General features: G+C 63.5%; 15 protein-coding genes and 1 other RNA gene. 11 read left to right on the forward strand and 5 right to left on the reverse strand.

The window, feature by feature from the left end; genetic code table 11:
• Nucleotides 1–6: 6 nt before the first annotated feature.
• The 3 genes from rnpB (at nt 7) to secA (ending at nt 4,462) form a co-directional block, all read left to right on the forward strand.
• Nucleotides 7–379: RNase P RNA component class A (gene rnpB, locus BW11_RS04025), an RNA gene on the forward strand.
• A gap of 278 nt (nt 380–657) precedes the next feature.
• Nucleotides 658–1,320 carry a ribosome hibernation-promoting factor, HPF/YfiA family gene (gene hpf, locus BW11_RS04030; RefSeq protein ID WP_140444753.1) on the forward strand — a complete coding sequence of 221 codons (663 nt, stop codon included), beginning with the start codon at nt 658–660 and terminating at the stop codon, nt 1,318–1,320.
• A gap of 253 nt (nt 1,321–1,573) precedes the next feature.
• Nucleotides 1,574–4,462 (forward strand): preprotein translocase subunit SecA, encoded by a 2,889-nt coding sequence (secA, locus tag BW11_RS04035; RefSeq protein ID WP_140444754.1) that lies wholly within the window; start codon nt 1,574–1,576, stop codon nt 4,460–4,462.
• Nucleotides 4,463–4,540: 78 nt separating this feature from the next.
• Here secA and BW11_RS04040 read toward each other — a convergent pair whose 3' ends face one another.
• Nucleotides 4,541–5,275, reverse strand: a complete 735-nt coding sequence (locus tag BW11_RS04040; RefSeq protein WP_140444755.1) for a TetR-like C-terminal domain-containing protein — start codon at nt 5,273–5,275, stop codon at nt 4,541–4,543.
• A gap of 186 nt (nt 5,276–5,461) precedes the next feature.
• Here BW11_RS04040 and BW11_RS04045 point away from each other — a divergent pair, with 186 nt between their 5' ends.
• Both BW11_RS04045 and BW11_RS04050 read left to right on the forward strand, forming a co-directional pair.
• Nucleotides 5,462–7,633 (forward strand): RND family transporter, encoded by a 2,172-nt coding sequence (locus tag BW11_RS04045; protein ID WP_140444756.1) that lies wholly within the window; start codon nt 5,462–5,464, stop codon nt 7,631–7,633.
• Nucleotides 7,630–9,585 (forward strand): hypothetical protein, encoded by a 1,956-nt coding sequence (locus tag BW11_RS04050; protein WP_140444757.1) that lies wholly within the window; start codon nt 7,630–7,632, stop codon nt 9,583–9,585. The genes BW11_RS04045 and BW11_RS04050 overlap by 4 nt, the downstream gene beginning before the upstream one ends.
• A 163-nt stretch (nt 9,586–9,748) precedes the next feature.
• Here BW11_RS04050 and BW11_RS04055 read toward each other — a convergent pair whose 3' ends face one another.
• The 3 genes from BW11_RS04055 to BW11_RS04065 form a co-directional block, all read right to left on the reverse strand.
• Entirely contained in the window at nt 9,749–11,053 is a 1,305-nt protein-coding gene (locus BW11_RS04055; protein ID WP_107043539.1) for a type II toxin-antitoxin system HipA family toxin, read from the reverse strand.
• 4 nt (nt 11,054–11,057) lie between these two features.
• Entirely contained in the window at nt 11,058–11,300 is a 243-nt protein-coding gene (locus BW11_RS04060; protein WP_140444758.1) for a helix-turn-helix domain-containing protein, read from the reverse strand.
• Between the two features lie 81 nt (nt 11,301–11,381).
• Nucleotides 11,382–13,628: an extracellular solute-binding protein gene (locus BW11_RS04065; RefSeq protein WP_181162486.1), complete on the reverse strand. Its 2,247-nt coding sequence runs from the start codon at nt 13,626–13,628 to the stop codon at nt 11,382–11,384.
• 140 nt (nt 13,629–13,768) lie between these two features.
• Between BW11_RS04065 and BW11_RS04070 the strand changes: the two genes are divergently transcribed.
• From BW11_RS04070 to BW11_RS04090, 5 genes are all read left to right on the forward strand, one after another.
• Nucleotides 13,769–15,784, forward strand: a complete 2,016-nt coding sequence (locus BW11_RS04070; protein ID WP_140444760.1) for a glycosyl hydrolase 115 family protein — start codon at nt 13,769–13,771, stop codon at nt 15,782–15,784.
• Nucleotides 15,785–15,870: 86 nt separating this feature from the next.
• Nucleotides 15,871–16,611 carry an MFS transporter gene (locus tag BW11_RS04075; protein WP_181162487.1) on the forward strand — a complete coding sequence of 247 codons (741 nt, stop codon included), beginning with the start codon at nt 15,871–15,873 and terminating at the stop codon, nt 16,609–16,611.
• Nucleotides 16,612–16,875: 264 nt separating this feature from the next.
• On the forward strand, nt 16,876–17,931 hold the full coding sequence (trpD, locus tag BW11_RS04080; protein WP_140444762.1) for an anthranilate phosphoribosyltransferase: 1,056 nt from the start codon (nt 16,876–16,878) through the stop codon (nt 17,929–17,931).
• A 240-nt stretch (nt 17,932–18,171) separates the two neighbouring features.
• Complete coding sequence (locus BW11_RS04085; RefSeq protein WP_219846720.1) at nt 18,172–18,696, forward strand: carbohydrate ABC transporter permease; 525 nt, start codon at nt 18,172–18,174, stop codon at nt 18,694–18,696.
• 66 nt (nt 18,697–18,762) lie between these two features.
• Nucleotides 18,763–18,987, forward strand: a complete 225-nt coding sequence (locus BW11_RS04090; RefSeq protein ID WP_140444763.1) for a hypothetical protein — start codon at nt 18,763–18,765, stop codon at nt 18,985–18,987.
• A gap of 15 nt (nt 18,988–19,002) precedes the next feature.
• Here BW11_RS04090 and BW11_RS04095 read toward each other — a convergent pair whose 3' ends face one another.
• Complete coding sequence (locus BW11_RS04095) at nt 19,003–19,599, reverse strand: hypothetical protein (RefSeq protein WP_140444764.1); 597 nt, start codon at nt 19,597–19,599, stop codon at nt 19,003–19,005.
• 49 nt (nt 19,600–19,648) lie between these two features.
• Between BW11_RS04095 and BW11_RS04100 the strand changes: the two genes are divergently transcribed.
• A complete protein-coding gene (locus tag BW11_RS04100; protein ID WP_140444765.1) occupies nt 19,649–20,368 on the forward strand; it encodes a 1-acyl-sn-glycerol-3-phosphate acyltransferase in 720 nt (239 codons plus the stop codon).
• The last annotated feature ends 64 nt before the right edge of the window (nt 20,369–20,432 follow it).

A 20,432-nucleotide genomic window follows, 5' to 3' on the forward strand; every position in this document is an offset into this window, starting at 1 on the left:
CGCTTGTGAGACCTCTTGATGGCCGCGGTCGCGGACTTCATTGCGAGTGACTGAGGAACTTCCGGGCTCCGCAGAGCACGATGGCGGATAACGTCCGCCCAGGGTGACCTGAGAGATAGCGCAGCAGAGAACAGACCGCCCGTCCACGACGGGTAAGGGTGAAACGGCGGTGTAAGAGACCACCGGGCCGCTGGTAACAGCGAGCCGCATGGCAAGCCTCATCGGGAGCAAGGCCAAGCAGATGGCGGTAAGGGCTGCTCGCCCGTGCCATCGGGTAGGCTGCTAGAGCCTGGCGGTGACGTCAGGTCGAGATGGATGGCCATCCGTCCCTGCGTTCGCGCGGGGACGACAGAACCCGGGGTATAAGGGGTCTCACCTTTTCATTTCTCCTCCCTCTCCTGATTCCCGCCTTCCTTGGGAATGGCGACTTCTGCTTGTCCATGCGGATGTCCGAGCCGAAACGAACATGGCATCAAGGCAAACGCACAGCATATGTGCTGGATTATTTCGTCGTGAAGTCGGGAAAGAAACATATCGCTCCCCGCGAGTTCTCCCGTCGTTTACGCGAGGTTCGTCTACAATGAGTCATACCCGGTCGGTGAAGACGCCGAACGGAACGCAAATAGCGGGAGACCGCTTGAGTTAAGGGAGGTCCACATGGAAATCGTCGTTACCGGACGTCACACGCAGATCAAGCAGAGGTTCCGTGATGTCGTAGAGAACAAGATGAATCGTGTGACCGCTATCGCCCCCGATGCGCAGCGTGCGCAGGTCGTGGTCACTCACGAGGGCAACCCGCGTCAGGCGGATACCGCCAAGCGCGTGGAAATCACCATCATCGCCGGCAGCACCGTGGTGCGTGCCGAGGCCTCGAGCGCCGATGAGTATAGCGCGCTCGACATGGCGCTCGACAAGCTGACCCTGCGTCTGCGCCGCACCCGCGATCGTCGTAAGGATCATCGTCGCGGCTACACCAACCCCGCTCCGGTGGATCTGGGCGTGGTCGAGCCGGAGAGCGCGGAGGAGAATGAGCCGGAGGAGCCGAACAACAGCCCCGCCGCCGCAGTCGCCTCCGATCTTGGCCCGGGTGAGTCGGTGGAGGTCCAGGTCGGTGACACGCCGATCGTCATCCGCCGCAAGCTGCACATCGCCGAGCCGATGAGCATCGACGAGGCCCTGTACGAGATGGAGCTGATCGGACACGACTTCTTCCTGTTCGTCAACAAGGAGACCGGTCGTCCGTCCGTCGTCTACCACCGTCACGGTTGGAGCTACGGCGTGTTCGAGATCGACACCCCGGAGAACGTCGCCAAGCAGTGAGGGGACGGCCGGTCCACGAGGTGATGTGGACCGATGATTCGGATCGATGAGGTCCCCGCAACCGGTTTAATCGGTTGCGGGGACCTCATCGTATTTTCACGTGCGCGACCGAATATGGGAATATGCCCACGTTATCGGCAATGTCGCGTATGATGGTCGGCAGTGTGTCCGCCGCACGCCTTTTCGAAATCCACGTGGACAACGGGGATGGCGGGGCGGGCTGCGGAACGAAGGAACGACACAGGAGCGAATAGTGGTAGATATCGTTGATAAGGCCCTGCGCATGGGCGAAGGCCGCCAGATCAAGAAGCTCGAGGGCGTGGCCAAGGCCGTGAACGCGCTCGAGGATGAGATCTCGGCGCTCTCCGACGAGGAGCTCAAGGCCCAGACGCCCAAGTTCAAGCAGCAGCTCGACAACGGCAAGAAGCTCGACGACATCATGCCTGAGGCGTTCGCCACCGTGCGCGAGGTCTCCAAGCGCACCCTCGGCCAGCGTCATTTCGACGTGCAGCTCATGGGCGGTGCCGCCTTGCATTGGGGCAACATCGCCGAGATGAAGACCGGTGAGGGCAAGACCCTGGTCGCCACCCTGCCGGCGTACCTGAACGCGCTTGAGGGCAAGGGCGTCCACGTCGTCACCGTCAACGACTACCTCGCCAGCTACCAGAGCGAGCTGATGGGCCGCATCTACCGCTTCCTCGGCATGAACGTCGGCTGCATCCTCACCGAGCAGAAGCCGCCGGAGCGCCGCAAGCAGTACAACGCCGACATCACCTACGGCACCAACAACGAGTTCGGCTTCGACTACCTGCGCGACAACATGGCGTGGGAGAAGAACGAGCTGGTGCAGCGCGGCCACCACTTCGCCATCGTCGACGAGGTCGACTCCATCCTCATCGACGAGGCCCGTACCCCGTTGATCATCTCCGGCCCTGCCGAGGGCGACGTGACCCGCTGGTACCGCACCTTCGCCAAGCTGGTCCTGAAGCTCACCCGCGACGAGGACTACGAGGTCGACGAGAAGAAGAAGGTCGTCGGCATCAAGGATCCGGGCATCACCAAGGTCGAGGACTTCCTCGGCATCGACAACCTGTACGAGCCGGCCAACACCGCCCTGATCGGCTACCTCAACAACGCCATCAAGGCCAAGGAGCTGTTCCTGCGCGACCGCGACTACGTCGTCACCCACGGCGAGGTCCTCATCGTCGACGAGCACACCGGCCGTGTGCTGCCGGGCCGTCGCTACAACGAGGGCCTGCACCAGGCCATCGAGGCCAAGGAGGGCGTGGAGGTCAAGGCCGAGAACCAGACCTTCGCCACCATCACCCTGCAGAACTACTTCCGCATGTACGACAAGCTCTCCGGCATGACCGGTACCGCCGAGACCGAGGCGGCCGAGTTCATGAGCACCTACAAGCTGGGCGTGCTGCCGATCCCGACCAACCGCCCGATGATCCGCAAGGATCAGGACGACTTCATCTTCCGCACCAAGAAGGAGAAGCTCGCCGCCGTCATCAAGGACGTCGCCGCCCGTCACGCCAAGGGCCAGCCGGTTCTGCTTGGCACCGCGTCCGTCGAGAGCTCCGAGGTCGTCTCCACACTGCTCGACGTCGCCAACATCCCCCATCAGGTCCTCAACGCCAAGCAGCACGACAAGGAGGCCGCGATCGTCGCGGTCGCCGGCCGCAAGGGCGCCGTCACCGTGGCCACCAACATGGCCGGTCGTGGTACCGATATCATGCTCGGCGGCAACGTCGAGTTCCTCGCCGACGCCAAGCTCAAGTCCGAGGGCTACTCGCCGGAGGACACCCCGGAGGAGTACGAGAAGCGCTGGCCGGGCACCCTGAACGAGGTCAAGGCCCAGGTCAAGGACGAGCACGAGGAGGTCAAGGAGCTCGGCGGCCTGTACGTGCTGGGCACCGAGCGCCACGAGTCCCGTCGTATCGACAACCAGCTGCGCGGTCGTTCCGGCCGTCAGGGCGATCCGGGCGAGTCCCGCTTCTACCTGTCCCTCGAGGATGACCTGATGCGTCTGTTCAACACGCAGCTCGTCGCCCGTGTGATGGCCAAGGGCCTGCCCGAGGGCGAGCCGATCCACTCCAAGAGCGTCTCCAAGGGCGTGCGCACCGCGCAGAAGGCGCGCGAGTCGCAGAACTTCGAGATCCGTAAGAACGTCCTCAAGTACGACGATGTGATGAACAAGCAGCGCACCGTCATCTACGCCGAGCGTCAGGCGGTGCTCAAGGGCGAAGACATCCACGAGGACATCGAGCGCTTCATCTCCGACACCGTGGAGAGCTACGTCAAGGGCGCCAACAACGGTTCCGACAAGCCGAAGGACTGGGATTGGGAGGGCCTGTTCAAGGCGCTCAACACCGTCCTGCCGACCGACGTGACCGTCGAGGAGGCCGAGAAGGCCGCCGAAGGCAAGAAGGGCGAGAAGGCCGTCGAGGCCGTGCGCGACGTGATCGTCGCCGACGCCAAGGCCAAGTACGCCGAGTTCGAGGACAAGCTCGGCGCCGACGGCCTGCGCCAGCTCGAGCGCCGCGTCGTGCTCGCCGTGCTCGACCGCAAGTGGCGCGAGCACCTCTACGAGATGGACTACCTCAAGGACGGCATCGGCCTGCGCGGCATGGGCCAGCGCGACCCGCTGGTCGAATACCAGCGCGAGGGCTACCAGATGTACAACTCCATGATCGACGCGATCAAGGAGGAGACCGTCCAGCTGCTGTTCCACGTCGACATCCAGCAGATCGCCAGGACCGAGGACGCCGAAGAGCAGGCCGAGCAGGCCGCATCCGCCAATGAGGCCCAGGCCACCGGTCCGGACGAGAACGGCGAGACCGCAGCCGAGACCGCCGAAGGCGAGACCGAGGCCGAGGAGGAGAGCGCCGAGGAGAAGCAGGCGATCGCCGAGGCCGCGAAGGCCTCCGAGGCTGGCGAGGCCACCTCCGCCATCTCCGGCCCGGCCCCGATCAGCCACGCCGAGGGCAAGGTCCCGGCCAACAAGCGCCCGAAGAACGAGGAGCTCAAGACCCCGTGGGCTGACGGCCGCACGTTCCCCGGCACCGGCAAGAACGCGCTGTGCCCGTGCGGTTCCGGTCGTAAGTACAAGATGTGCCACGGCCAGAACGAGCAGTGAGCTGACCGCTTCTGCACGTATGTGGCAAGCCCCGCTGATTCACGTGATGATGAACCGGCGGGGCTTTCCCGTATCCGTTCAGTGTGTTCCTGCTGTTTCCGTTGTTTCCCCGAGCAGCTGCAGATTCTCCCGGTAGACCTCGCGCCCCGAATGCGAGATCAGGTTCGAGGTCATGCCGACCATGAGTTCGATGGACTCCCGTCTACCCCGGCGGAACCAGTCCTTGAGCATGTTCACGACCCCTCCGGCGATGTAGCCGAACTGGTAGTCGCTGATCGTCTTCGCCATTGTCGGGTCAACCATCGTCGGGCCAACCGTCATCTGATCAGTCGTCGTCTCATCAGTGCCGGACGCGTCGTCCGCGACGGCCGCGCCGTCGGTCCCAATGGCGCGGCCGGAGGTCCCTCCTATTCCCAGAGTGATCTGCGGCGCGACCGTCTCGGTGCAGACCTTGGAGATCGCATCGATGATGTCCGCGTACAGATTGCCACCGGACGGCGTCGACAGCAGCGAGAGGAGCTGCTCCCGCCCGTCCAGTGACATGTAGACCTCGCGAATGAACGGACGGTAGTCGCCGTTGCACATCTCCTGAGTGTGCCGGTACGTCATGTCCGTGTACATCTCGATCAGGTCGAGTCTGAGCTGGTCGAACATGTCGTATACATCGTGGTAGTGCGCGTAGAACGTGACGCGGTTGACGTCGGCCAGTTCCGTCAGTTCGGTGACCGTGATCCGGTTCAGGGGCTTGTCGGCCAGCAGACGTAGCAGCGCCTCCTGCAGAAGAAGACGTGTACGTCGTGTTCGACGATCCATTTTAACGTCATTTTTAGTGCTCATTGTCGTTTTTCCTACAGGTGTCGGTCATATTCGTAGCGTATCCATCGGAAGATGCCCAAGGTGATGGTTGCAGGGCAATCCGACTTCTTCAATAATGATACCCCGTAAAGCAACAGTTGTAGTAAAACACACGACTGTAAGAAAACTGTCAGGGGGTATCCGGTGCAACGGATCATCAACGGCTTTCTCAGGCATCGCATCATCGTGGTAATCGCCTTCGCGATGCTGACGATCCTCGGGGCCATCGCCTATCCGCAGGTCAAGGTCAACTATTCGTTCGCCGATTACCTGCCGAAGGACGCACCGTCCGTCATTGCGCTCGACGACATGAAGGCGTCCTTCGACGCGGGTGTGCCGAACGCGCGTCTGTATGCCGAGGGTATCAGCGCGGTGCAGGCGGAACGGCTCGCCGATGACCTGGCCGATGTCGATGGCGTCGACGAGGTCATGTGGCTCGGCTCGGTCGTCGACACCAAGGCGCCGGTGGAGATCCAGGATGCAGACACCGCCTCTTCGTGGAAAACGGACAAGGGGTATCTCTACCAGTTGACCATCGACTCGTCCAAGTTGGTCGACGCGGTGCCCGAGGCCAGAGCCATGGCCGAACGGGCGCATGCGACGCGCGTGACGATGGCCGGCGACGGCGTCACCACGGCCGAGGCGCAGGGATCCACCGCCACCGAGATCGTGCTGATCATGGCCATCGCCGTGGCGATCGTCGTCGGCATCCTGCTCATCACCTCGCACTCATGGTTCGAACCGGTGATCTTCCTCATCGTCATCGGCGTCGCGATCGTGATGAACATGGGATCGAACATCGTGCTCGGCGAGATCAGCTTCGTCAGCCAGATCTGCGGAGCCATTCTCCAGCTCGCCGTCTCGATGGACTATGCGATCGTGCTGCTGCACACGTTCCGCAGAGTGGAGAAGGAGATGCCCGACGCCACGCCGGTCGAGGCGATGACCGAGACGATGATCCGCAGTTTCACGGTGATCCTGAGCTCGGCGGCCGTCACCTTCTTCGGATTCCTCTCGCTGACGGTCATGCGCTTCGGCATCGGCGTGAACATGGGCATCGTGCTCTCCAAGGGCATCGTGTTCAGCTTCCTGTCGATCATGCTGCTCATGCCCTGCCTGATACTCATGTGCCTCAAACCGTTGAACGCACTGGAGCACAGGTATCTCATGCCCTCGTTCTCCCGGTTCGCGCGAGTCTCGATGCGCATCGCCCTGCCGGCGGCGCTGGCGATCCTCATCGCCGCCGTTCCCGCCTATGTGGCGCAGGATCGCAATGACTTCATCTACGGCTCGGCCGACTTCATGCAGCCGGGCAGCCGTCTCAAATCCGACGCCGACCACATCAACGACGCCTTCGGCCGATCCGAGACCTGGGTCATCATGGTCCCCGAAGGACGATGGTCGGATGAACAGGCCGTCATCGACGACGTCGAACAGCTTCCTCATGTCACCGACGTCACCTCGTACATCACCATGGCCGGCAGGGCGATGCCGACCGCCATCGTCCCCGGCAATCAGCTGGACCAGCTCATCTCGCACGGATGGTCGCGTCTCGTCGTATCGATGGACGTGCAGACCGAATCGAAGGACGCCTATGCGCTCGTGCCCGAGGTGCGTGACACCGTCGCCCGTCATTACGGCGAGGACTACCGACTGGTCGGCACGACGGTGAGCACCTACGATCTGAGGGACGTGGTGCGCGCCGACACCGGCAAGGTGCGTCTGTTCTCCATCGGCAGCATCGCGCTCGTGCTGCTCATCGTGTTCCGGTCGATCGCGATTCCGGTCGTGGTGCTGCTCGCCATCGAGATCTCGATCTGGCTCAACCTCGCCGTGCCATACGTGACCGGCGACACCATCAACTACATCGGATACCTTGTCATCGAGGCCGTGCAGCTGGGAGCGGCCGTCGACTACGGCATCATCTACACACGCGAATATCTGGACCAGCGACGACGTCACGGGGCGCGTGAGGCGACGCGCCTGTCCATCCAGCACTCCGCGATCACGATCCTCACCTCGGCCACGATCCTCATCAGCGCCGGATTCGCCGTATGGCGCATCGCCTCCAACGGCGTGATCAGCGAGATCGGCCTGCTCATATCCCGCGGCGCCCTCATCTCGATGCTGCTCATGTTCCTGCTGCTGCCATGGCTGTTCCGCATATCCGACTGGATGATACGACGCACCTCGATCGGACTGGGCCTCCACGATGACAGACAACGCGATGACAGACAATCCGACGCGCAACCCGATAAATCTAATGGCCAATCCGCCACCCACACCACCCACCCTACGAAGGAGATCACACGATGACCACGACCGACAACACCACGAACCCCATCGCCGACCGTCGACGCACGACGGTCAGAAGAATCCTCGCACCCACCATCGCCGCGTTCCTCGCGGCCGTGCTCCTCACGGTTCCGGCGATGTCCCCGGCGAATGCCGCGGACACGCCCCAGGCATCCGCGCACACCACGGCAGTGGCGACTCCGGCAAACAATGGGGGCAATAGCGGAGAGGGGAACGGCAAGGACGAGACCGTCTACATCAAAACCAAGGCGAACGGCGTCGTTTCCGGCGTCTACGTGGTCAACACCTTCGATGCCGGGCAGCCACGCACCGTCCAGGACCCGGGCTCGTACACCAAGGTCACGAACCTCACCACCGACGCGAAACTCGCAGAGAAGAACGGCAAGGTGAACGTCACCACCCTCAAGAACAAACCGTTCTACTATCAGGGTGATCTCAAGGCCGACACCGCACTGCCCTGGAACGTCAGCGTCGACTACACGCTGGATGGCAGAGCCGTCGACGCCAAGGAGCTGGACGGGGCTGACGGCGAACTCGCCATGACCCTGCGCATCGCGCCCAACGAGTCCGCCGACAAGGCGACCCGAGAATTCGCCGACGCCTACGTGATCCAGGCGCAGGGCACGTTCCCCCAGGAGGCGTTCGACATCACCGATGCCGGTGACGCCACCCTCGCCCAATCCGGCGGCAACACCGTCGTCTCCGGCATGGTCCTGCCCGGAGAAACCGGAACGTTCACCATCCGCGGCCGGGCCAAGGACTTCACCAGCTCCGGATGGCAGATCACCGCGATGAGCCTCGACATGGCGCTGGATGTGCGCGATCAGGACACCTCCCAGCTCACCGAACAGACCGGCAAACTCGGCGACGCCACCGCGCAGCTGGCGGACGGCACGGCGTCCCTCGCCCAAGGCAACCGGCAGCTGAGCCAGGGAATCGGTTCGCTCGCCACCGGAACCACCGAACTCAACCGCGGCGCGCAATCCCTCGCCAGCGGAACGGAAACGCTCTCCCAGGGAGCCGAGGCGCTGGCGCAGGGCAACCGGCAACTGGCCGACGGACTGGCGCAACTGTACGACGCCAGCGGACGCATGAGCGCGGGTGTCAAGGGACTACCCGAACAGATCACGGCCCTCTCGCAGGGCGTCACCACGCTCAAACAGGGGTCGGACGCCCTGAAACAGGGGGATGGACAGTACCGTCAGGCGCTCGCCGGCGGTCAGCAGACGATCCTCGCACAGGTTGGCGGCGACATCGATGCGGCCGAAACGGCGTCGCGACAGGCGTATGCCCAGGCGTTGGCCGCCGTGAAGCAGAGCCCCGGCGACGCTCAGGCCATCGCGGCACTCGACAAGGCCGTGACCGCCATGGCGCAGGTGGAGAACGCCAAGGGGCAGTATCAGGCGCTCGGACAGGCGCTTGACGGTTACGCGGGCATCTCCTCCGGTATCGGCCAACTGAGCGGGGGAGTGGATCAGCTCGACGCGAAGGTGAACGGTTCGGCCAACGGATCGTCAGCCGACTCCGCGGCCACGCAGGCGTCCCTTGCGCAACTGGCCGAGGGCTTGGCATCGATGCACACCGCCATCGGACAGCTCAACACGGGGGCGCAATCCGCCGCCTCCGGTGCCGAGGAGCTGGCGAAGGGCCTGTCGGCCGCGCGTGACGGCGCCAACAGCCTCGCCACCGGGGCCGCTGCGGCGGACTCGGGCGCGCGCACTCTCGCCTCGGGGGCCGCCTCCGCCGCCGACGGCGCAGACCGGCTTGACGACGGCGCCCGTGAGCTCGCCGACTCCGTTAAGGGCATGGACGACAAGGTGCTCGACGAACTGCAGAAGACCATCGACGAGAAACTCGGCAAGGGCTTCAAGACGCATTCGTTCGTAGCCCCCGCCAACACCGCCGTGGACCGCGTCCAGTTCACCTACGTCCTGCCCGGCATCGGCAAGTAGCGCCTCGCGGCATCTCATTTCACTCGGAAGCCGTGGGATTGGGCGTAGCCGATGATGCCGCGTTGCCATTCGGCGAGCTGCGACCAGTACGCGAATGCAACCGACCGTCGTCCGTCCGATTCCGTCGCAGGAGGAATCGGACGGACGACGGTCGGCATTGTGCTCAGGGTGCGGACTCCGTCAACCAGTGCATCGCGTCGTCATAGGTCATGAGCAGTCGTTTGCGATAGTCGTCGATGAGAGTTGCACCTACCGTGCTCGCATAACTGCCATCTATTGCCTGCTGTTCGGCGACAGCTCGTTCGAATGCGTCGGGCATGCGTCGGGTGAGTGTCGCGAATCTATGGAGAACATCTTCGGCCGGCAGGCCCATGCGTGAGGCGAACCGTTCCAGATGCTTGCGGCGGAGCTGAAGGAGATTCCGCCTGCCGCCGATGTTCATCGCCAGCGTCGTACTCGCGCCTATGGATCCATGGCCGAGGTATGGGTAGATCGAGGCGAGGTCATATAAGGGCGCCATTCTCACGGAATCGCCTTTGAGTAGCAGCGAGTAGTTTTTCGCGTGACTGTCCGTGGCTCCGAGCAGATAGCTGACGAGGATTCCGTCGACGAACGCCCGTATGTTCGCTTCTCCCTCCCCGTTTAGTCCGTGGCGGCGGATCATCGCCGCGTATCGTTCCGAGGTCGGACCGTTGTGTTCCTCGTATTTCAGCGATGATGGTATGCCCATCGCTTGGGTGAGGTCCTCCTGATGCAGTGCGATGACGTCGCCATTGTCGTTGGTGATTCGATCGTATCGTTCGATGATGATGGCGGGTACTCCTTCGAACAGACGGAACGTGGTGTTCGCCACACGCAGTCCCATATGGGCCGCGATACGCATGGTGAGGTGTTCGTCGAATGCCTGATCGGGTAGCGTGGGGATTCCCGGCTTGAGGATATGGGTGGTACGGGCTGTGCCTTCGGCCGTATACCACCGGTCGTTATGGAGACGGAGGGCGATCTTGCCCTGTTGTCCTGCGACGGACCAGTGTTCCTTCGCTCCGGCCGGTTGAATTCCCGTTGGGGCCGCTGCGCGCAGTCGTGCGGCTATCGCGGAGTCATCGATGGGAAGAAGGGACTGGTTCTCGACCGGTAGGTCGAGGGAGGAGGATAGTCGCAAAGCTCCTGTGGCGTCGAATCCTATCGCCTGCAGGAGATCGAAGGCGTCGGTTGTGCTCGCGTGATGCATGCGTTGCGATTCCAAACGGGCATGTTGGGATTCGGGGACCAATGCGTCAAGAAAATTCGCCGCTACGGTTCCTGTGTGGGTTTCCTGCGCGAGCGGCATTGAAAGCGAGATGGGTGTGGGGTTATCCGACCATCGATAACCGTCGAAGTAGTGGAAGGCGATTGTCCCGTTCGTGCTTCGTGTGAATTCCCCGACGGGGGTTTCTCCGAGGAACGCATAGAGTTTCTGCTCTGTCATATGGTCACCATTCGTAGGGGGACATCGGAGATTGTGGTGTCTTCTGCACGTTAAGTGAAAGACCGAGGAGCGCGAGCGCATTGAGTATGGTGGCGAATCCGGGGTTCGGCACGCGGCCCTGCTCGAATTCGATCAGCCAGCGGCGCGATACGCCCAGCTGTTCGGCCATCTGCGACTGGCTGATGCCTTTGCTGCGGCGCTCGCTGCGGATGAGGCGGGCGAATCCCTCCGTGTTCCCGATAAGCATGTGAAAAATATATCACCTCATCACTCAATGTGCAAAATAATTCACCTGCTGCGGTCATGTGCGAAATAGTGCACATTTCGTTCATTTCACGGTGAAGCCCTGCGAGGTGGCGTAGATCCTCAAGCGACGCTCCCACTCGTCCAGACGGTCGTCGCTGCGGCCGCCTGGACGCAGGGCCGGCGCGATCAGACGGGTGAACTCCGCATCCAGCTGGCTGAAGAACGGCAGGTTGTCCCAGTCGCGGTTCACACGCGCCGCGGACTTGGCGTACACGTCATAGATCGACTGGTCGAAATACGGGTCCACGGTGCCGCGGCGGGTCAGATCCTCCACATAGCCGGCCGCCGCGGACACGCCGCCCGGCGCCCGCAGCTCGATCGACGTGGGGTCGAGCTGGAACCAGCGGATGAACGTCAGCGCCGCATGTTGGCGCACCGGCGGCAGACCCGCGCTGATCGCCGCCGTCGAACCGCCGATCTCCGCCGTCATCGTCTGACTTGGATCGACGAAGCCGGGCGGCAACGCCACCTTCCACAGTCCCTTGTCCGCGGGATACGAGGCGGCGAGGATCTTGCCCAGCCAGTTCGCATACGTCACCGTCAGATACTTGCCCGAGGCGGGCAGCATATACCGGTTGTCCCACAATGGTTCGGCGCACAGCGCCCCGTCGTCGAGGCATTGTTGGAGGAATCCGGCCACGAAACGCACCCGGTCGTCGGTCATCTGGAAGCGGATCGTCGAATCACCCTCGACGACCCACGGTTTCGCGCCCGCCATGCAGAAGAACGACAGATAGTGCTGCACGTCGGTCGTGTCGAGGACGCCCAGATAGCGTCCCGGATTGCGGGTGTGGAGCCGTACGCCCTCCTCGTAGAACTCGTCCCATGTGGCGGGCACCTGCAGTCCATACCGTTCCATCAGGTCGTGCCGGTAGAACATCACCGTCTGCGACTGGTCGCCCGGAATGCCATACAGCTTGCCCGCGTAATGCGCCGACTGCCATGCCGCCCTGTCCATCAGAGGACTGATCTCGCGTTCGATGTGCTCGCCGGAGATGTCCTGCAGGGCGCCGGATGCGGCCAACTGTGGCAAGGCCGTACGTTCGATGTTGACGATGTCCGGCATGGGCCGGTGGTTGATGATGCGTTCCCAGTACAGGGCGAGCGTGTTCTCCTGCGTACGCCCCTCGATCGGGTCGATGACGATGTGCGGATGCGTGCGCATGAACTCATTCAGGCGCGGCATGGTCTCGTTGAACGCGTTGGACAGCATCGTCAGCACGATCGTGTCGCTCGAGCGTGTGAGTTCCGCGTATGGTCCGAGTTTCATCGTTGACCGCTTGTGCGGGTTGATCGAATCGCGTGCGATGAACCGCGCGTCCAGCGAGACCGGTTCCGGTCTGAACGCACTGGCCTCGCGCGTCGCTTTCGTCAGCGCGTCGGCCGCGGCCCTGGCCATGTCCTCGCCCCGCATGTCGATGGTGGAGAGCGTCGGCGTGATGAGCGATCCCATCTCGATGTTATCGAAGCCGATGATCGACACGTCCTCCGGGATGCGCAATCCTGCGCGCCGGGCGGCCGCGATGAAGCCGGCCGCCAGCGAGTCGTTGAACGCGAACACCGCGTCCGTGGGGCGGACCAGATACTGGTCGACCGCTTTAGTGCCTCCGGAAAGGTTCGGATCACATTCGCGCACCACACGGTAGGTCATGTCGTAGCGGAACGCGGCCGCGCGGATGGCGCGTCGGCGGTACTCGTTCGACCACGAGCCCGCCGGACCGGCGAGATAGGTGATGGAGGAGTGACCCGACTCCTTGAGTCTGCGCGCCGCGTCGTCGATGGCTCCGGCCACGTCTACGGTGACGCTCGCCAGACCCGGGATGGTCCGGTTGAGCAGAATGACCGGTTTGACCAGCATGATGCGGCGGATGTCGGGCTCGCTCAGACGCGAGGAGACCAGCGCCACGCCGTCCACGTTGCGCATCACATACGACATGGCCTTGCGCTCGACCGCCGGCTTCTCGTCCGTGTCCAGCGTGATCAGCCCGTAGCCCTTCGTCTCCAGACGACGTTGCAGTGTATTGGCGATGGTGGCGTACAGGGAATTGCGCAGCGTGGGCACGATGACGGCCATCATGCCGGTGGAGGGCAGCCTGTCGCCGTCCGCGTCCCCGTCCGGTGCGAGATACCCGAGTTGTTCGGCAATGCGGCGGATGCGAAACTCGGTCTTCGCGGAGATGCGTCCCGGCTGGGACAGGGCACGCGAGACCGTCGACGGGCTCACGCCGGCCTCCTTGGCGATGTCGTAGATCGTGGTCTTCTGCCGCATGGGCAACATTATGGCAACCTTTGGCAACAAGCGCAATCGGGGTTCCGTCTCGCGCGAATATGGTTCCTGTCAACGGAAACGGCGCGTGGAAGCGCGAGGATCCGTGAAACAAGCAGGAGACAAGTTCACTTGGAGGAACCATGTCCATTTCCATTACGTCCACGACGACGGTGACCGGCGCGACGCCGTCGAAGGCCGTCTCGTTCGCCGTCGAGGACATCGAACGCGACTTGGGCAAGACGATCGCCCCGTCCGAGACGGTCGGCGCGAACATCGTGCTCGTCGAGGAGCCGCACAACCCGGAGACGTACGAGGTGCGCGTCTCGGACGGCAACCTCGAGATCCACGCCGGAGACGACTTCGGCTTCATCTACGGTCTGTACGCCGTCAGCCGCGAGGTCCTCGGCGTCAAGGACTTCTGGTTCTGGAACGATCAGGAGTTCGCGCCCGTGCCGTTCATCGAGGTCGCGGACGACTTCACGCTCGTCTCGAAGCCGACGGCCGTCAAGTACAAGGGCTTCTTCGTCAACGACGAGGTGCTGCTCGAGGACTGGCAGGTCGACAACGACAAGGAGAAGCCGTGGAGGCTTGCCTTCGAGACCGTATACCGGCTCGGCGGCAACATGGTGATCCCCGGCTCCGGCCAGCGCGGCGAACCGCACCTGAAGCTCGCGCAGGACATGGGCTTCTACATCAACCAGCACCACGCCTGTCCGCTCGGCGCCCGCATGTTCGCCGCCGCCTACCCGGGCGTGAGCCCCAAGTGGCCGGAGGAGGCCCCCCGTTTCGAGGCGCTGTGGCGTGAGGCCATCGAGGCGCAGAAGGGCAAGCGCACCGTCTGGACGCTTGGCTTCCGCGGTCAGGGCGACCAGCCGTTCTGGAACTTCGACCCGCGCTACGCCACCGACGAGGCGCGTGGCAAGCTGCTCTCCGAGATCATCCAGAAGCAGTACGACATGGTTCAGGAGGCCGATCCGGGCGCGCAGTGCTGCATCTACCTGTATGGCGAGGCCATGGAGCTCTACCGCGCCGGCGTGCTGACCTACCCCAAGCAGGTCGCCAAGATCTGGGCCGACAACGGCTTCGGCCGCATGGTCTCCCGTCGTCAGGAGAACAACAACCCGCGTGTGCCCGCCATGCCGACGAACGACGGCGACAACGGCATCTACTACCACGCGAGCTTCTACGACCTGCAGGCCGCCAACCACACCACCGACATCTGCAACGACCCGCGTCTCGTGGCCGGCGAGCTCGAGCAGGTGATCGAGCACGGCGGCGCCGACGTGTGGATCGTCAACGCCTCCAACATCAAGCCCCACGTCTACTTCCTGAACTTCATCGCCGCGATCTGGCGCGACGGCAAGATCGACTTCGAGAAGGTAGCCAAGGACTACATCGCCGACTATTACGGCAAGGACAACGTCGACGCCGTGTTCGACCTGTACGAGGAGTACTGGAAGGCCGCCGTGCAGTACGGCCCGAACTGGGACGACCACGCCGGCGAGCAGTACTTCAACCACGTGCCGCGCATGCTCATCACCCAGTGGCTCAGGGACCGCAACGCCCCGGCGCAGGATCTTCGCTGGATGCACGAGGCCGACACGCTCAAGGAACAGATCGAGTTCTACCGCGGACTCATCGCCCCGGCAGCCGAGCGTTACGCCGATCTGGCCGATCATGTCGAACTCGCCGCCATCTCCGCCGAACTGCGCGGCGAGGCCAACGCCGCCGAGCTGATCCGCGACTCCATCGGCGTCGAGGTCGGCATCTACGAGCACTCCGTGGCCGCGTCCGTGCACGTGTGCGACGCCCTGCTCGCCGGCTACGACGAGGACTGGCAGCACGCCTTCTACGACGCGGGTCTCGCCGCGGAGGAGTTCACCGCCGGCGACCGCGCGATGCGCGACCGCGAGCACGGCGTGTGGGCCAACTTCTGGCGCAACGACTGCCTGACCGACGTCAAGCAGTCCGCGTGGGTCGCCCGCCAGCTCATGGGCTACCTCAGGTGCGTGGGTGACGGTCCGCACTACTTCCAGTGGCTGCGTGACTTCTGCTACCCGGAGTGGGAGAAGAACGTGTTCGTCATCATGAACATGGAGAATCACCCCACCGATCAGGAGATCTTCGAGGCCATGAAGGCCAAGTGGGCCAACTGATCCGTTTTAGGGCCCGGTCCGACGGGTAAGGCCGGTCGAGGGCGCTCGGCCGGCCGTCTGAGTCGTTCCTCGATATCTTCGGTCAAGTGTGGCTGTTCTTCGTGATCTACGACTGGAACAAGATCGCCGCCTTCGGCTCCATGCTGCTGAGCTTCGCGCTCGTCGGCGAACCGCTCAAGCCGGCCTTCGGATGGCTGTTCACCAAGCTCGGCCCGCGCAAGATGTACTCACTGAACTTCGCCGGCGGCATCATCGGTCTGCTGGGTCTGCTCGGCCTGTGGCAGGCTCAGGGCAGTCTCGCCGAAGGTGCCTGGACCGCGCTCGCCTTCGTGGTGACCATCTGGTGGCTCATCTTCCGCGCCATGGTCTGGTTCATCCCGTGGAACGTGTTCCCGTTCATCCCGGACGTCGACGAGATCGTCACCGGCAAGAACCGCACCGGTGTCTTCTCCGGTTTCAAGGCGTTTACCCGCAAGCTGACCTCCGGCCTCGCGACCACCTTCATTGGCATCTACCTGGCCTCCACCGGCTTCATCAAGCCGGCCAAGGACGCCGCCGGCGTGATGCAGTACCCGGACCAGCCGGCCGCCGCGCAGAACGGCATCGCCTTCGTGTGCATCGGCTGGGTCATCATCGGCCTGCTCATCGCGTGGGGCATCGCGCTGACCTTCAAGCTCGACAAGAAGACCGACGGCATCCTGCTCGCCGAGATCGAGCGTCTCAAGAACGGCGGCAAGAAGGCCGACGTCGATCCGAACACCAAGAAGGTCGTCGAGCAGCTCACCGGCGTCAAGTACGAGAAGTGCTGGCCGCAGGCCGCCGAGTGAACTCGGTAGCAGGTTTCGGGATGAGCGCATCGTGAGGTCCCGATCACGATGAAGATGTTATCCCGATGAGCTTGGGTGGGAGATGGTGCAGGGTACGGTTGCAGACGTGCTCCGCACCATCTCCCGCCTTATCGTGTTTTTACCGCGTTCCTGCCACGTCTTCGGTTCTGCAATATGGAAGCCGGGGGAGCAGGAAACCTGAGACGGCTAGAATAAGGCCCGTCACTTGGGTTATGAAGGCGCGTGAAGCGCCAAGGAGGAACAATGGCAGAGATCACATGGAAGTCGATTCTCACCAAGCTGGTCGGGGGAGACCATCTGAGCGCCGAGGAGTCCGAGTGGTTCGTCGATGATCTGATGAAGGGCAACGCGAACCTGGCGGCCGTGGGCGCGGCCCTCGCCATGCAGCAGCAGCTGGGCCTGACGCCCGAGGAGGTGTCCGGCGCGGCCAAGGCCATGGTCTCGCACGCGGTGCCGCTCAACGTCTCCGGCGAGACCACCGACATCGTCGGCACCGGCGGCGACGGCTTCTCCACCGTGAACCTGTCCACGATGGGTGCGGTCGCCGCCGCGGCCGCGGGCGTCAAGATCGTCAAGCACGGCAACCGCGCCGCCTCCTCGAAGTGCGGCGCCGCCGACGTGCTCGAGGCGCTCGGCCTGCCGCTGGACTTGAAGCCCGAGGCGGTTGGCGAAGTCGGTGACGAGGTTGGCATCACCTTCGCGTTCGCCCGCACCTTCCACCCGGCCATGCGCTTCGTCGGCCCGATCCGCGCCGCGCTCGGCATCCCATGCGTGTTCAACGTCCTCGGACCGCTGACCAACCCGGCCAAGCCCGCCCACGTGGCCATCGGCTGCGCCAAGCGCGAGGTCAGCCCGATCATGGCCGCCGTGTACGCGGCCAACGGCCAGTCCGGCATGGTCTACACCTCGCACGAGGGACTCGACGAGCTCGCGCCCACCGGCCCGGTCTCCGTGTGGGAGATCCGCGACGGCAAGGTCACCGAGACCGAATTCGACCCGACCGTCGAGCTCGGACTCGAGAAGATCGACGTCACGCAGCTCAAGGGCGGCGAGCCCGAGGTCAACGCCGCCGCGTTCCGCGACTTCCTCGCGGGCAAAGATATCCCGGCCCGCACCACCGCGCTGCTCAACACGGCGTCCGCCATCGTGGCCGACGGCCATCTGATCTCCGACGCCGCCGACGGCACGCTGGCCGAGCGGTTCCGCGAGGCGTACAAGCTCGCCGAGGAGACCGTCGACTCCGGCAAGGCCCAGGCCCTGCTCGACAAGTGGATTGAGACCGCCAAGTCCAAGGCATGATCCGAAGCGGGAGGCGCGTCCCGCCCGGACGCACTTCCCGTAGTCCCGGTCGTAGTACCGATATGTGATTCCATGAAGGCCGCCCCATCAAAAGGGGTGGCCTTCATTCGTTACTACACAATGCGGCAACAATGGCAACAAGTGGCAACGAAGCATCTTGCGCCAATACTCTGAAAGCATAGTCAATCGGCCGATGACGGCATGGGTTGGCAGGGATTACGGCATATCGGGAGGAACAACGTGAGTTCGTTTACTGAGTTCGGGACGCTGGTGAGGAACCGGCATCGACCCAAGGACAAGCCGAAGGACACCAAGGTGGCATTGGGATTCCTTGCCCCGTGGCTGATCGGCGTGATCTTCCTGAGCCTGATCCCGATGCTGTACTCGCTGGTGATCTCGTTCAAGAAGTACAACATGATCAAGCCGCCGCAATTCGTCGGCCTCATGAACTACCGGCACATGCTCGTCGACCCGAGGTTTTTGAGCTCGCTCAAGGTGACGCTGACCTACGTGGTCATCTCGGTACCGTGTGATGAGCGTGATCAACTCGTTCCAGACGTTCACGCAGGCGTACGTCGTCTCCGGCGGCACCGTCGGTCCGTCCGACTCGACGCTGTCTACACCCTGTACCTCTACCAGCAAAGATTCGCCTCCCTGCGCATGGGCTACGCCTCCGCGTTGGCCTGGATCATGGTGCTGATCGTGGCCGCGCTGACCGGCATCAACTTCGCCCTCTCGAAGTTCTGGGTGCATTACGATGACTGATCCGGTGAAGGAATCGACGACAATGACGAACGAGGCATCCCCGCCAACAACGACATCCGCAGGTCGTTGGCCGATGGGGCGACCGGAACCGACCGCAAGGCGCTCGACTTCGTCGACAAGATCCAACCCACGTTGGGTGATTCCCCGGCGATCACACCGAACGGCGCCTCCGAACTCGACAAGATGATCGTGCGCTACCAGCAGGATGTCGTCTTCGGCAAGCGCAAGGCGCCGGAAGCGGCCAAGGCGATGATCGCCGAACTGCAGGAGTCCATCGACTTCGCGTCGTGAGCGCCTGCGCGGGGCTCAGACGCGGGCCCCGTCGTCGAACTCGTCCTCGCGGGTCTCCTTGTGGCCCTTGTGCTGGACGATAAGTCCGGCGCCGCCGATCAGCACGCACAGGCCGAACACCGTGCCGAGGATGCCGGTGAGCGCGGGGACGAACACCGAGCCGATGACGCCGGCCACGCCCGCGACGAGCAGGACCCAGAAGACGAGCTTCGACCCCTTGACCGGTCCGATGCTGGGGTTCGGCGGCACGAAGTCATCGCCCTCCGCGTCCATCACGTCGTCGGCGTCCAGCCAGCTGGAACCGGTGAAATCACGCGGCCCGTGGGTCGAACCGGTACGGGAGAAGGAGTCCGGGGCAAGGTCGCGCACATGCAGCAGCTGCTCCTTCTCCTGACGTTCGGCGTGCTTCTGGAAGCGTTTCGCATTGCGTGAGGAGGCCACGGCGGCGAGATCGTCCTTATGCTCGGCCTCGAACGCCGCCCACGCCTCGTCGAGATTGCCGAGGTCGGCCGGCTTCGTTGCCGGATCCTTCGCCTTTCCGCAGGCGGCATCGCCATCCGGCGCGGGGTTTGTGCGCTCGTCGTCCGCGTTGGTATTGTTGAGATCAGTCATACCCATCACTCTAATCTGCCGCGGGTGTTTGCGCGGGGAGGGAAACGCAGTGCTCTACTGGTTCTTCGTCAAGGTCTTCGGTCCCATCGCACGTCATCATCTCGGCCCCACCGCCAAGGGTCTGGAGAACATTCCGCGCAAGGGCGGTGCGATCATCGCCGCCAACCATCTCGCCGTCATCGACGATGCGCTGATCCCGATCACCTGCCCGCGCATGGTGCATTTCATGGGCAAGGCCGAGTACTTCGAGGGCAAAGGCATCAAGGGCAAGTTCAAGAAGTGGTGGTTCACGTCCGTGGGCGTGTTCCCGGTGGACCGCTCCGGTGGCAACAAGTCGCTCGGCGCGCTCGAGCACGCACGTGAGATCATCGAGGACGGCCACCTGTTCGGCATCCACATCGAAGGCACCCGCAGCCCCGACGGCCGCCTGTACAAGGGACATACCGGCGTGGCCCGCCTCGCGCTCGAAACCGGCTGCCCGATCGTGCCGACCGCGCTCATCGGCTCGGACAAGCTCCAGCCCATCGGCACCACGATCCCGAAGAAGGGACGCACCCAGGTGATCTATGGCAAGCCGATCAGGGTCGAGAAGAAGGCCGCCGACGAGATCACGCATGACGACCTGCGCGCGTTGACCGACCATCTGACCGCCGAGATCCAGAAGCTCAGCGGTCAGGAGTACGTGCCCGAATACGCGCAGAAGGTCAAGGCCGAGCTCAAGGCCAAGCAGGAGGCCGAAGCGGCCAAGTCGGCCACCGAAACCGCGTAAGCAGGCATCGGCCGGCGAAGTCTGGACGCAGTTTGGACACAGCATGACGAAGGGCGGACCCTTG

Source organism: Bifidobacterium sp. UTCIF-38, assembly GCF_006454495.1.
Taxonomy (GTDB): Bacteria; Actinomycetota; Actinomycetes; order Actinomycetales; family Bifidobacteriaceae; genus Bifidobacterium; species Bifidobacterium callitrichos.

Coding starts and splice junctions, on each gene's coding strand:
- hpf (WP_140444753.1), top strand. CDS start 658: ATGGAAATCGTCGTTACCGGACGTCACACGCAGATCAAGCAGAGGTTC.
- BW11_RS04040 (WP_140444755.1), bottom strand. CDS start 5,275: ATGGATCGTCGAACACGACGTACACGTCTTCTTCTGCAGGAGGCGCTG.
- BW11_RS04050 (WP_140444757.1), top strand. CDS start 7,630: ATGACCACGACCGACAACACCACGAACCCCATCGCCGACCGTCGACGC.
- BW11_RS04055 (WP_107043539.1), bottom strand. CDS start 11,053: ATGACAGAGCAGAAACTCTATGCGTTCCTCGGAGAAACCCCCGTCGGG.
- BW11_RS04060 (WP_140444758.1), bottom strand. CDS start 11,300: ATGCTTATCGGGAACACGGAGGGATTCGCCCGCCTCATCCGCAGCGAG.
- BW11_RS04065 (WP_181162486.1), bottom strand. CDS start 13,628: ATGCGGCAGAAGACCACGATCTACGACATCGCCAAGGAGGCCGGCGTG.
- BW11_RS04070 (WP_140444760.1), top strand. CDS start 13,769: ATGTCCATTTCCATTACGTCCACGACGACGGTGACCGGCGCGACGCCG.
- trpD (WP_140444762.1), top strand. CDS start 16,876: ATGGCAGAGATCACATGGAAGTCGATTCTCACCAAGCTGGTCGGGGGA.
- BW11_RS04095 (WP_140444764.1), bottom strand. CDS start 19,599: ATGACTGATCTCAACAATACCAACGCGGACGACGAGCGCACAAACCCC.